Genomic DNA, 12,333 nt, shown 5'->3' on the forward strand with positions numbered 1-12,333 from the left:
TGCCGCTATATCCCTTATGTATCCTGCATAAGGCTGACCCCAGTGTTTTCCTATTTTGAACGGCTCGTGGATCCTTACGGTCCATACGAGCAGACTGATACGCCTCCGCGTAAGCTTTGGCCGTTTCTCAAGCAGTACATTCGGCCTTTCCGGGGTGTCTTTGCGATCACCGCCACTTTGTCGGTGATCTCGGCTTTTGCCGACGTTGCGCTGATCTGGTATGTCGGGCGTCTGGTGGATCTTTTGTCCACCACAGGGCCGCGCGCCGTTTGGGCAGAGTATGGGGCCGAAATTCTGGCGGTTGCCGCCGCGATCCTGATTTTACGCCCCATTCTGCTGGTGGCCAACGTTGCGTTGTTGCACAACACCATCCTGCCCAATTTCGGCACGATGATCCGGTGGCGGGCGCACAGCCATGTGATCCGTCAACCTGTGGGCTGGTTTGAGAGTGATTTTGCGGGGCGGATCGCAAACCGGATCATGCAAACACCGCCAGCCGCTGGCGATGCTGTGTTCCAGACCTTTGATGCCGTCGCTTTCGCCAGCGTCACCGTGGTGGGCGCGGGCATCATGCTTGCGGGCGCGGATGTGCGGTTGTTGTTGCCGCTGGTGATCTGGTTCGCGCTTTACGCTTGGTTAGTTCAATGGACGGTAAAGCGCGCCGGTCCCGCTGCAAAGGCAAGCTCTGACGCGCGCTCGGCGGTGACGGGGCGGGTTGTTGATGCCTATACCAACATACATTCGGTCAAACTCTTTGCGCATCACGATATGGAAATGCGCTATGCCAAAGACGCAATCGAGCATGCGCGCAGCACCTTTGCCAAGGAAATGCGCATCGTCACCAAAATGGATCTGGCGCTGACGGTGTTGAATGGCGGCCTGATCGTCGGAGTGACAGGCTGGGCGCTGTTGCTGTGGTATCAGGGACAGGCCTCGGTTGGCACCGTCGCGGCGGCCACTGCTTTGGTCCTGCGGCTGAACAACATGACCTATTGGATCATGTGGGCCTTCACGTCTTTGGTACAGGCTTTGGGGGTTGTTGCTGAAGGGATGGAGACGATCACCCAGCCGATCCAGCTTGTTGATGCAAAGGGCGCCAAACCCTTGGTTTTGACCCAAGGCAAGATCGAGATGGAGAAGATCAGCCATCACTACGGGCGTGGTTCTGGTGGGCTTCAAGATCTGAGCCTGACCGTCCGGCCCGGAGAAAGGATCGGCGTTGTCGGAAGGTCGGGTGCCGGAAAGTCGACGCTCGTCAAGCTGCTCTTGCGGTTTTACGACACCGAGGGTGGGGTGATCCGCATCGATGGTCAGGACATCGCACAAGCAACCCAAGACTCCGTCCGGAGGGTGATCGGCATGGTGCAGCAGGACAGCAGCCTGATGCACCGGTCTGTGCGGGACAACATTCTTTATGGCCGTCCTGACGCCTCTGAGGCCGATATGATCGCGGCAGCACGACGCGCCGACGCCCATGATTTTATCCATACGCTGGAAGATCCGGAGGGACGCCAAGGATATGACGCGCATGTCGGAGAGCGCGGGGTAAAGCTTTCGGGCGGGCAGCGCCAGCGCATCGCTCTGGCGCGCGTCATTCTGAAGGATGCGCCCATCCTGATCTTGGATGAAGCCACCAGCGCGTTGGATTCCGAGGCAGAGGCAGCGATTCAGGACGCGCTCTTTGGCGTGATGGAAGGCAAGACAGTGATTGCCATCGCGCACCGCCTGTCAACCATCGCGGCCATGGACCGGATCGTGGTGCTGGAAGACGGGTCTATTGCAGAACAAGGAACACATGCCGAACTGTTGGCGTTAAACGGATTGTATGCCCGCTTCTGGTCGCGCCAATCAGGCGGTTTCATTGGGCTTGAGGAAACGGCATGAACGTATTGCGGCGTCTGGGTGGATTCATCGAAGCGTTTCGTCCAGCGACAGGGCAGCCACCGCAACAGCTCTGGCCCTTCATGCGGTGGTGCCTGAGCGGTTCTTGGCCAATGTTGGGGTTGGCTGGCCTCTTTTCCTCGCTCGCCGGGGCAACCGAAGTGGTGTCTGCCGTTATCTTGGGCTGGGTGATCGATGCGGCGCTGAATGCGGGGCCAGATCGCTTTTTTAGCGACCATCTGTTGCTGCTTGTGATGTTTGTTCTGTTCTATTTGGTGTTCCGGCCCTTGGCCTTTGGGGTGGCCGCCGCTTCCAACAGCATCGTGGTTGGGCCAAATGTCATGCCGTTGGTCTTGTCGCGCCTGCACCGGTGGACGCTGGGGCAAGCCGTGACATTCTTCGACAACGATTTTGCCGGACGCATTGCGCAAAAGCAGATGCAAGCCGCGCGGGCGGTCACGGATGTTGCAACCGAGGTGATCAACACAGTCTGTTTTGCCTTGGCTTCTGTAATTGGTTCTGTGGTCTTTCTGGTGGCGATTGATGCCCGGATCGCCTTGGCGCTTGCGGTCTGGCTGGTAACCTATGTCCTGCTGATTCGTTTTTTCATGCCGCGCGTCCGTGTCAATTCGGCCGCCCGCGCCTCGTCCCGCGCTATGGTTTCCGGACAGGTCGTGGACACCATCACCAACATCAAAACCGTCAAGCTTTTTGCCCATGCGGCCTTTGAAGACCGCGTTGCGCTCAAGGCGATGGAGGTTTTTCGCGAGCGTAGTCTCGAATTCGGCGTGATTTCCACATGGTTCCGTCTTTCATTGATGACGCTCGCCGGGGTTCTTCCGGTGCTGTTGATCGGGGGAACAGTGATTTTATGGCAGCAAGGTCAGGCAACGGCGGGCGCCATCGCCGCCGCTGGCGCCATCTCGATGCGCATTGCGCAAATGTCAGGCTGGGTCAGCTTCACGCTCATGTCGATCTATACATCGGTTGGCGAGGTTGAAGATGGCATGAAAACCCTGTCGGCGCCGCATCAATTGGCCGATGCGCCCGATGCAAGGGATTTGCCGCCGGTGCGTGGTGAGATCACTTTTGCTGATGCCAGCTTTGCTTATGGTCGTCGTAGAGGCGGGGTCGAGAACCTGAACCTTACCATCCGTGCTGGCGAAAAGCTGGGGATCGTGGGGGCCAGTGGCGCGGGCAAGTCCACCTTGGTCGCCTTGCTCCTCAGGCTCTATGACTGTGAAAAAGGGGCGGTCTTGGTTGACGGACAAGACGTGCGCCAGATCACACAGGAAAGCCTGCGGCGACAAATCGGGATGGTGACGCAGGAAACCGCGATGTTCAACCGTTCGGCCCGGGATAACATAGCCTATGGTCGCCCGGACGCCTCTGAGGAAGACATCATCGCCGCCGCCCGCGCTGCGGAAGCCGATGGGTTCATCAGTCAGATGATCGATCATACCGGTCGCAAGGGCTATGATGCCTTTCTGGGTGAGCGCGGTGTCAAGCTTTCGGGGGGGCAACGGCAGCGCATTGCATTGGCCCGCGCTTTCGTGAAGGACGCGCCCATTCTTGTTTTGGACGAGGCCACTTCTGCGCTTGATTCCGAAGTCGAAGCCAACATTCAGGCGGCCTTGGACCGGGTGATGGAAGGCAAGACCGTGCTGGCCATTGCGCATCGTCTCTCGACGATCGCGGCCATGGACAGAATCGTGGTGCTTGACGCAGGCCGTATTGTCGAAGAAGGCACACATGACGCGCTTTTGGCGCGCGATGGTCTTTATGCCCGATACTGGAACCGCCAGTCAGGCGGGTTTATCGGGTCGGACGAAAAGGAAGCGGCAGAGTGATCATTACCATTGAGCGGCTGGGGCATCTTGGCGATGGCATCGCGCAAGGTGAAAGCGGGCCGATCTTTGTTGCAGGCATGCTTCCGGGAGAGGTGGTCGAGGGCGAGCTTGAAGGCGACCGCCTGCACAATGCGAAGATCCTGACCCCCAGCCCCGCGCGGGTTAAGCCACCGTGTAGCCACGCACGCAGCTGTGGTGGTTGTCTGATGCAGCATGCCTCTGATGCCTTGGTTGCAGATTGGAAAACTGCGAGTGTGGAAGGTGCCTTGGCAGGGCAAGGCCTGCACGCACCTTTCCGCCCGATCCTGACATCTCCGCCGCGCACCCGGCGGCGGGCCACATTCGCTGCCCGCCGGACGAAGGGCGGGGCGATGATCGGATTTCATGCTCGCGGGTCTGCCGCGTTGATCCCGATCCCAAATTGTCAGCTGGTGCACCCGGATCTGATGGCCGCTATGCCCGGGCTGGAAGAATTGGTGCGCCTGGGCGGGTCCCGCACGCAGGAAGTGTCCTTGATGGTGACCAAGGCACTGGGTGGGCCCGATGTGGTGGTGACAGGCGGCAAGCCGCTTGACAGCGCTTTGCGTCTGGAGCTTGCCCGCGTTGTCGAAGCGCATGGCCTTTCTCGCCTGACTTGGGAGGATGAGACTGTGGCGCTTCGGGCCACGCCAATCCAAACACTTGGTGATTCGCGGGTGGCGCCGCCTGCGGGGGCTTTTCTCCAGGCCACCGAACATGGCGAGCGGGCCTTGCTGGAAACCGTTTGTGAGGCTTTGGGGCCGCAGAAGAAAATCGTCGACCTTTTTGCCGGTATCGGGACCTTTGCCCTGCCTTTGGCGCGAACAGCCGAAATCCACGCTGTCGAAGGCGATCCTGCGATGATCGCTGCGCTCGACAAGGCTGCTCGCAACACGGAAGGGTTAAAACCTGTTCGCTCTGAGGCGCGCGATCTGTTTCGCCGGCCGTTGGAGCCGGATGAGTTCAAGTCCGTGACGGGGGTTGTCATCGATCCGCCGCGTGCGGGTGCCGAGGCGCAGGTGCGCTGTCTGGCGCATTCCACAGTTCCAGTCATTGCCATGGTGTCATGCAACCCCGTTACCTTCGCGCGGGATGCCAAGACGCTCGTTCAGGCCGGATATCGGCTTGAATGGGTCCAGGTCGTTGATCAATTTCGCTGGTCAGCGCATGTGGAACTTGTTGGCCGCTTCGTTCGGTAGCATATCCGCTGACAAACCTTGGACCCGGAGAGAATGATGACGCGCGCTGCAGTGGGTAACTGGCTGGAAAAACCTTTGGTCAGGAACGCCATCATCGGAGTGATCCTGTTCAACGCCGTTATTCTTGGTCTGGAAACCTCTTCCACTGTCATGACACGGTTCGGGGGCTTGATCCTGCTGTTGGACAAGATCTGCCTTGCCATCTTTGTTGCCGAGATAGCAGCCAAGCTTTTCGCGCATGGCGCGCGTTATTTCCGATCTGGCTGGAACGTCTTCGACTTTTTGATCGTCGGGATTGCCTTGGTGCCTGCCGGGCAAGGCCTGTCTGTCTTGCGTGCGCTGCGAATCCTGCGGGTTCTGCGCGTCATTTCGGTGGCTCCCCGACTGCGGCGGGTGGTCGAAGGCTTCATCACGGCTCTGCCGGGCATGGGCTCGGTCTTCCTGCTGATGGCGATCATCTTTTACATCGGTGCCGTGATGGCGACCAAACTGTTCGGTAGCGCCTTTCCAGAGTGGTTTGGCGATCTGGGCAATTCGGCCTATACGCTGTTTCAGATCATGACGCTGGAAAGCTGGTCGATGGGGATCGTGCGCCCGGTGATGGAGGCATTCCCTTACGCGTGGATGTTCTTCGTGCCCTTCATCATGGTCACCACCTTTGCCGTGGTCAACTTGCTGGTCGGTCTGATCGTGAACTCGATGCAAGACGCCCATTCAGCTGAAGACAACTTGAAAACAGATGCTTACCGAGACGAGGTGCTGAGCCGTCTGGCTGCGATCGAGGCACGTCTTGCCAAACCTGATGACACACCCGTGAGCAAGTGAACCGCCAAAGTTGCTAGGCAGTGTTCGCAAAATTCGATATGCGGGCAAAAAAATGCAGGGCAGGGCACATGCGGGTTTTTCGGATTCTGGCGATTTTGGTACTGGCTTTTGGCTTGGCGGCTTGCGGAAACAAAAGCAAGTTCAAGACCTATAACGGGCCAGAGGTGACATCGATCCAAGTCCACAAGGCCGCCCGCAAGATGTACCTGCTCCACCACCAAAAAGTGCTGAAATCCTACGATATTGCCTTGGGATTCAACCCGATCGGGCACAAGCAATTTGAAGGCGATGGCCGGACACCGGAAGGCACCTACATCATTGACCGCCGAAATCCGAATTCGGAATTCCACCTCTCGATCGGGATTTCCTATCCCAATCAAGCGGATCGCGCCTATGCTGAAGCCTTTGGCAAGAAGCCGGGCGGCGACATTTTCATCCATGGGGGTCCCAAGAAGAAAGTGTCGCGCCGCGATTGGACGGCAGGTTGCATTGCCGTGACCGATAAAGAGATGGAACGGATTTACGCCATGGTGAAAGACGGAACGCCGATCCAGATCCTTCCCTAATACTTACTCAGTCAGGCAAGTCCCGGGGGTTAGCCCCCGGTGACAAGGCACCACCAGATTTTGCCACTTTGCTCTTGGAACCATGCAAAGCCAATCTCACGCGCTGATGGGTCAAGGATCACGGCACGCGTTTCGGGCTGACGCATCCACGCGGCAAGTGTCACCAGTTCTGTCTCAAAGGTTTCGGAAATCAGTTCTCCCTTGAGCCCGCCGGTATAGCCGACCCGTTGCACCCGCGTCAGGGGCGAAGAGCCGTCAGATCCGAAATGCCAAGGACGGTTCTGCACCGACATGTCGCGTGCATGTGTCGCCGCTGCGGCATTGAGCGCCGCATTGAACACCAAAGGCTGAGCATTCTGAGCGCGGCGCAGCGAATTGACCGAATCAAGCAGACGGAAAGAAACCTCGTTTTCCGTTCCCGGCGCGATCCGATAGACCTGTGGCAGGGGCTGGCCGCTTGCATCGACCGGCACAGCCGCAGTTTGCTGGACACATGCAGAAAGCAGACCAACCGCACCAAGGGTCAGGACCACACGTCTGTTCATCTTGAATTCCGATCATTCCGGCCCGCAGGCACCAAGTTTCGAAGGCTGTTTAGCGAAACAGGGGCGATAATTCAAACCCAACTCTGCGTGACTCGTCAGGGTGACGACGGTTTGATTTGCGGGATTTGGCCGATCAGAGTAATGAGGCCGCCACAATTCAACCTCAGGAGACCTCGGATGAGTGCCGAAGATCGGATCAAAGTGAATCGCCGTGCCTTTCTGGGAACGGCTGCTGCAGGTCTGGCTGCTGGATTGTCGCCCGCGCTGGCCATGGATGGCTCGACCGAGTTCATCAGCTCGGTGCCGGTCGGCAGCGTGCGCAATAACGTGTCGAGCTTTAGGATGCTGCGGTGGCAGGATTATTTCGACAGCACCCGCAATGGTGCGATTCTTGTCGACCTGACGTCGCGCGCCCTGCATTACTGGTCCGAGGATCAGGCCACATATCGGCTTTATCCAACCTCTGTGCCTCTGTCAGAAGATCTGACGCGGCGGGGGAAGACCGAAGTGGTGCAGAAGGTGGTGGCACCCAGCTGGCGCCCGACACCCTCCATGAAGCAGCGCAACCCGGAATGGCCTGATGTCGTCGCAGGCGGGGCGCCGGATAACCCGCTTGGATCGCACGCGCTTTACCTGTCATGGACGTATTATCGGATCCACGGCACGCATGACACGCGCAAGATCGGCCGCCGCTCCTCAAACGGATGTGTCGGACTTTATAATGAACATATCGCGGAACTGTTTTCGATGACGAAAGTTGGAACACAGGTGTTGCTAATTTGACGAAACGGCGTTGAAGCGAGGCCTGCTTTAACAAGCCAGATTGCAAATCTCTCGGCAAGCTGGTTATGAAGTCGATACGAGGTACAGTCTTGGGTGCATGCCGTCGCCTCTGCAACATACGGCGGTATGCGATAACTGGAGGTTACTATGAAGAAACTTGCGCTCGCTGCCGCTCTGACGGTTGCTGCTTCCACCGCTAACGCTGGTGGCATGATGGAACCGGTGATGGAGCCGACCGTTGTTGCTACCGAAACGTCGTCGTCGGCTGGCGGCATCGTTGTTCCGCTGCTGCTCCTGCTCATCATTGCAGCAGCTGCTTCGAACTGATTTTCGGATCATTTCTAGGAAAAGGCGGTGGGATTTCCACCGCCTTTTTCTTTGTCTGCACCATACACAACGGCGCCGAGATACGAGATTGCGCCAAGCAGGGGCCGCAGCGTTACCGCAGCCAGCCCGACAAATTCTCTGAGATTACAGCCAGCAATGCTTTGATGTGCGAATCATCGTCATTCAGGCAAGGAATGTAGGTGAAGGTCTCGCCGCCGGCATGCTCAAATGCCTCACGGATTTCCCCGTTGATTTCCTCAAGCGTCTCAATGCAATCGGCCGAAAACGCAGGCGCCATCACAGCGATGTTTTTCTTGCCCTGTTTGGCCAGTTCGGCGACGTGTTCAACGGTGTAGGGGCGCAGCCATTCCTCAGGTCCGAACACTGACTGGAAGGTCGTGTCAATCGTGCCCTTTTCCCAACCCAGACGCTCACGCAACAAACGCGAGGTTTTTGCGCATTGGCAATGGTAGGGGTCGCCCTCCATGAGATAGCGCTTCGGCATCCCGTGATAGCTCGCCACCAAGACATCGGGCCGGGTTTCTAGCCCGGCATAGACCCGCTCCACCGATTGGGCGAGCGCATCGATGTACAGCGGATGGTCAAAGTATTCCGGCACTGTGCGGACGGATGGTTGCCGCTTTTCCTTCATCAGCGCCCGGAAGAACTGATCATTGGCTGTGGCTGAAGTGGCGCCTGCGTAATGCGGATAAAGCGGGAAGAACAAAATCTTCTCGCATCCCGCTTCCACCATTGCGCGCACCTTCGACTCGGTGGAGGGATTGCCATAGCGCATGCAGAAATCAACCATTACGCCATCGCCATAATGTGCGGCGATCCCTTCGGCGATCTTGCGGGTCTGGTCTTTGGTGATGGTCATGAGCGGGCTTTCATTCCGGTCATGATTCCAGATCAGCTTGTAATTGGCCCCTGACGAAAACGGCCGCTTGGTCAGGATCACAAGTTGCAGCAGAGGTTGCCAGAGCCATGCTGAGTAATCGATCACCCGCTTATCCGACAGAAATTCATTCAGATATCGGCGCATTGACCAATAATCATAATTGTCGGGCGTGCCCAGATTGGCGACAAGAACCCCGATCTTGGCTTTGCGCACCGGCGGATGGTCTGCCGGAGCATGTGCCAACCTGCCCTGACCGGGCGCAATGGCATGGGCCTGCGGGGCATGGGTCAGTCCGTGCTTGGCATCGAGCATCGCGGTCGTCCTTGGTGATCTGAGGTTAAGCGGGAGATATAGGCTTATGCGCCGGGGTCAACCTTTGCGAAGGTCTGTCGGCAGCGGCATTTCGGCCGCATTCAGCGCATCGGCCAGCCTTTGAACGGCGGAACCCGGTTTCAGCGGTTTTGGTTGGCTGTCGGCCGGTGCCCAGCCTGTGAGGCAGATAATCTCAAATGTGGCAGGGATCCGTCCCTCAGCATCCGCATATTGCATCTGATACAACTCGACGGCGCGCAGCAGGACAGCGCGCCGCGTCGGGTGGCGCAGGCGCGCATCAAGCGCATTGTTTTCGCCCATTTGGCGCAGGTCACGCATCAGATGCAGGGCATCGCGGTAGCGGACGGTCTTTGTAAAGCTGTCTGCCACCGGCAGCGCAAAGCCAGCACGCTGCAGCAGCCCGCCCAGATCACGAATCTCTCCCATCGGCAACACACGCGGCGACAGCCCGCCTGTCACCTCGGCCTCTGCTTCGGCAAGGCAGGCGCGCAATTCGTGCAGTGTTTGTCCGCCGAACAGCAGACCAAGGAACAGACCGTCAGGTCTTAACGCGTGGCGACACTGCACCAATTGCCCCACAGGGTCATTCGCCCAATGCAGGCTCAAGGCGTGCACCACCAGATCATGTGCAGCCGGGGTGAGCGTCAGCACATCATCATCAGCCACCGGCGAACCAATCTCACGCCAAATGTCCGGTAACCCGGTCACGACGGCCGGTGCCGTAAACGTTCTGTTAACCTCGAGCAGTCTTTCCTGAACCTCGGCCCGGGCTTCCTCGTGCAAAAAAAACTCGGTGGCCTTGGCACGGTTGCGTGTGAGGGCGATGCGATCGGTCAAGATGGGTGGTGTTTGCATGGCGCGGAAGATGGGGGGATGAGGAAGAGAATGCAAGCTGCACTCCTGCACATGGTCTATCCGCCGCAATGCGTTGTCTGTGGCGCGATGGTGTCCAGCGATTTTGGTCTGTGTGGAGAGTGCTGGCGTGAAACACCTTTCATCACTGGCTTGGTTTGCGACACATGTGGCTTACCTCTTCAGGGGCAAGATCCCGGTCATCCTGTGTTCTGCGATGATTGCCTTTCCATTGCACGCCCTTGGTCGAAGGGGCGTGCGGCGATGCTGTATCGGGACCGCGCGCGCGACGTGGTTTTGCAACTCAAACACGCGGATCGGCTTGATCTGTCGCGCCCTGCTGGGATGTGGTTGTTGCGCAGCGCTGCACCACTGCTGGCACCCGATATGCTGCTTGCCCCGGTGCCGCTCCACTGGCTGCGCCTGCTGCGGCGGCGCTATAATCAGTCTGCGGTTCTGGCTGATGCGCTGGCGAAGCTGTCTGGCTTGCCGCATTGCCCGGACCTGCTTCAAAGATCGCGCAACACTCAAAGCCAAGAAGGCCGAAACCGTGACGGACGCTTTGCCAATGTTGCCGACAGCATTCGGGTGCACCCGCGCCGCAAAAGCAAAGCCGAAGGCAAGCATGTGTTGCTGGTCGATGACGTGATGACATCGGGCGCAACCCTTGCGGCGGCGGCAGAGGCTTGCCTTGCAGCCGGCGCGGCCAAGATCTCGGTGGTGGTGCTGTGCCGCGTTGCGAAGGAGGGGTAAATCCGTATAGTCCGCGCAACAGTTGTTCGCGCAGGAACCGCCATGAAGCCCGTTGAAATCTACACGACGCCTTATTGCCCGTACTGTCTCGCCGCCAAGCGCTTGCTGGGCCGAAAGGGCGTAACCTACACCGAGATCGATGTCAGCCAAGATATGGACTTGCGCATCATCATGACCAAGCGCGCCGGGGGCTCACGCACGGTGCCGCAGATTTTCATCGGCGGTAAGCATGTCGGTGGGTCAGATGATCTGCATGCGCTGGAAGACGAAGGGGCCTTGGATGCCCTGTTGACCGCGTGATGCGGCTCTGGGCGGTGCTTTGGTTGGTCCGAAATGTAGCGGTGGCCAAGCTGCCGATGCTTAATGTGCCGCAGGGTTTTGTTCAGGCCGGATCATGAGCGATAAGGAACGGTTAGAAGAGATCGCCGTAGCGCTGTTTGGCGAACTGTTCATGGCCGATCAGCTTGCCCGCAACCGGATTTCCAAGGTTCTTCCCAAAGGGATGGAGCTTTCGCATTTCAGCGTGCTGAACCATTTGGCGCGATTGAATGATGAACGCACACCGGCGCAACTCGCGCGGTCGTTTCACGTGACCCGTGGTGCCATGACCAATACGTTGGCAAAGCTCGAATGGGCCGGACATGTGCATATACGACCGGACTGGGATGATGCACGGCGCAAACTGGTGGCCATCAGCCCCTCGGGGCGCGCTGCGCGCGATGCCGCCGTGCAGTCGGTGGCTCCGCTGATTGCCGAAGTGGTGCAGGCCGTAGGAATTGACCGGGTCAGAACTTTGGTGCCCGTTTTGCGTGAAATGCGAAAGCGCTTGGAAGGTGATGGATAAAGCAAGGGCAAATATTCACCGCTGTTTGCCCGGAGCACGGCCTTGACGCCGGCCAAGCGTTTTCTTGATGTTCTCCTCGCCCTGCTTGTGGCCGCCATTGTTTTCTTGCCTTTTTGCATGCTGCTGATTTGGCTTATCTTGCGTGAAGGCTGGCCCCTCTTTTACGTTTCCGAACGGATGCATGCGCCGGGAAAGCCCTTTCTCCTGTGGAAACTGAGAACCATGCGCGTGGCCAATGTCGATTCGGGCGTTTCGGGGGGCGACAAGGCGAGTCGCATCACCCCGATGGGGCGCTGGCTGCGCAAATACAGGGCCGATGAGATTCCACAGCTTTGGAATGTGCTGAAGGGTGACATGAGCTTTGTGGGCCCGCGTCCCCCCTTGCGCGCCTATGTGGAGCGTTTCCCCGATCTTTATGCACGTGTGCTGCAATCGCGTCCGGGCGTGACAGGCTTTGCCACTTTGCATTTCCGCGCTCGGGAAGAGCAGTTGCTGAAGGCCTGCACGACAGCGGAGGAGACAGACCACGTCTATGTCCGGCACTGCATCCGGCAAAAGGCGCGGTTGGATCTTGTTTATGCACGCCGCCGCACCCTGTGCTCTGATGTCGTCCTGATCGTGCAAACGCTGCGTGGTCTGTTCCGCAAACCCTAAAG

The 12,333-nt window shown here is 58.5% G+C and carries 14 protein-coding genes; 11 read left to right on the top strand and 3 right to left on the bottom strand.

Features of this window, described 5'->3' with window-relative positions:
• Nucleotides 1-42 precede the first annotated feature (42 nt).
• The 5 genes from CUR21_RS09100 to CUR21_RS09120 all read left to right on the top strand — a co-directional run bounded on the left by CUR21_RS09100 (nucleotide 43) and on the right by CUR21_RS09120 (nucleotide 6,339).
• Entirely contained in the window at nucleotides 43-1,884 is a 1,842-nt protein-coding gene (locus CUR21_RS09100; protein WP_100196666.1) for an ABC transporter ATP-binding protein, read from the top strand.
• Entirely contained in the window at nucleotides 1,881-3,731 is a 1,851-nt protein-coding gene (locus tag CUR21_RS09105; protein WP_100196667.1) for an ABC transporter ATP-binding protein, read from the top strand. Before CUR21_RS09100 ends, CUR21_RS09105 begins: the two co-directional genes overlap by 4 nt.
• Nucleotides 3,728-4,948: a class I SAM-dependent RNA methyltransferase gene (locus CUR21_RS09110; RefSeq protein ID WP_100196668.1), complete on the top strand. Its 1,221-nt coding sequence runs from the start codon at nucleotides 3,728-3,730 to the stop codon at nucleotides 4,946-4,948. The genes CUR21_RS09105 and CUR21_RS09110 overlap by 4 nt, the downstream gene beginning before the upstream one ends.
• 33 nt (nucleotides 4,949-4,981) lie before the next feature.
• Nucleotides 4,982-5,773 carry an ion transporter gene (locus CUR21_RS09115; protein WP_198431651.1) on the top strand — a complete coding sequence of 264 codons (792 nt, stop codon included), beginning with the start codon at nucleotides 4,982-4,984 and terminating at the stop codon, nucleotides 5,771-5,773.
• A gap of 68 nt (nucleotides 5,774-5,841) precedes the next feature.
• Nucleotides 5,842-6,339 carry a murein L,D-transpeptidase family protein gene (locus CUR21_RS09120; protein ID WP_100196669.1) on the top strand — a complete coding sequence of 166 codons (498 nt, stop codon included), beginning with the start codon at nucleotides 5,842-5,844 and terminating at the stop codon, nucleotides 6,337-6,339.
• A 29-nt stretch (nucleotides 6,340-6,368) separates the two neighbouring features.
• On the opposite strand, the gene CUR21_RS09125 is transcribed toward CUR21_RS09120, so the two are convergent.
• A complete protein-coding gene (locus tag CUR21_RS09125) occupies nucleotides 6,369-6,884 on the bottom strand; it encodes a CAP domain-containing protein (protein WP_100196670.1) in 516 nt (171 codons plus the stop codon).
• Between the two features lie 177 nt (nucleotides 6,885-7,061).
• Between CUR21_RS09125 and CUR21_RS09130 the strand changes: the two genes are divergently transcribed.
• The gene (locus CUR21_RS09130; RefSeq protein WP_100196671.1) at nucleotides 7,062-7,667 is read left to right on the top strand and encodes a L,D-transpeptidase; all 606 of its coding nucleotides are present in this window, start codon (nucleotides 7,062-7,064) and stop codon (nucleotides 7,665-7,667) included.
• A 147-nt stretch (nucleotides 7,668-7,814) separates the two neighbouring features.
• On the top strand, nucleotides 7,815-7,994 hold the full coding sequence (locus CUR21_RS09135; protein WP_100196672.1) for a hypothetical protein: 180 nt from the start codon (nucleotides 7,815-7,817) through the stop codon (nucleotides 7,992-7,994).
• A gap of 112 nt (nucleotides 7,995-8,106) precedes the next feature.
• On the opposite strand, the gene hemH is transcribed toward CUR21_RS09135, so the two are convergent.
• Together hemH and CUR21_RS09145 are read right to left on the bottom strand one after the other, a co-directional pair.
• Nucleotides 8,107-9,207, bottom strand: a complete 1,101-nt coding sequence (hemH, locus tag CUR21_RS09140; RefSeq protein WP_100196673.1) for a ferrochelatase — start codon at nucleotides 9,205-9,207, stop codon at nucleotides 8,107-8,109.
• A gap of 57 nt (nucleotides 9,208-9,264) precedes the next feature.
• A complete protein-coding gene (locus tag CUR21_RS09145) occupies nucleotides 9,265-10,083 on the bottom strand; it encodes an SAM-dependent methyltransferase (RefSeq protein WP_100196830.1) in 819 nt (272 codons plus the stop codon).
• Between the two features lie 18 nt (nucleotides 10,084-10,101).
• On the opposite strand from CUR21_RS09145, the gene CUR21_RS09150 reads away from it, so the two are divergent.
• The 4 genes from CUR21_RS09150 to CUR21_RS09165 all read left to right on the top strand — a co-directional run bounded on the left by CUR21_RS09150 (nucleotide 10,102) and on the right by CUR21_RS09165 (nucleotide 12,331).
• On the top strand, nucleotides 10,102-10,833 hold the full coding sequence (locus tag CUR21_RS09150; RefSeq protein WP_232622736.1) for a double zinc ribbon domain-containing protein: 732 nt from the start codon (nucleotides 10,102-10,104) through the stop codon (nucleotides 10,831-10,833).
• Between the two features lie 42 nt (nucleotides 10,834-10,875).
• The gene (gene grxC / locus CUR21_RS09155; protein ID WP_100196675.1) at nucleotides 10,876-11,133 is read left to right on the top strand and encodes a glutaredoxin 3; all 258 of its coding nucleotides are present in this window, start codon (nucleotides 10,876-10,878) and stop codon (nucleotides 11,131-11,133) included.
• Nucleotides 11,134-11,227: 94 nt separating this feature from the next.
• Nucleotides 11,228-11,677, top strand: a complete 450-nt coding sequence (locus CUR21_RS09160) for a MarR family winged helix-turn-helix transcriptional regulator (RefSeq protein WP_100196676.1) — start codon at nucleotides 11,228-11,230, stop codon at nucleotides 11,675-11,677.
• Between the two features lie 42 nt (nucleotides 11,678-11,719).
• On the top strand, nucleotides 11,720-12,331 hold the full coding sequence (locus tag CUR21_RS09165; protein WP_100196677.1) for a sugar transferase: 612 nt from the start codon (nucleotides 11,720-11,722) through the stop codon (nucleotides 12,329-12,331).
• Nucleotides 12,332-12,333 lie beyond the last annotated feature (2 nt).

Source organism: Pseudorhodobacter sp. MZDSW-24AT, assembly GCF_002794355.1.
Taxonomy (GTDB): Bacteria; Pseudomonadota; Alphaproteobacteria; order Rhodobacterales; family Rhodobacteraceae; genus Pseudotabrizicola.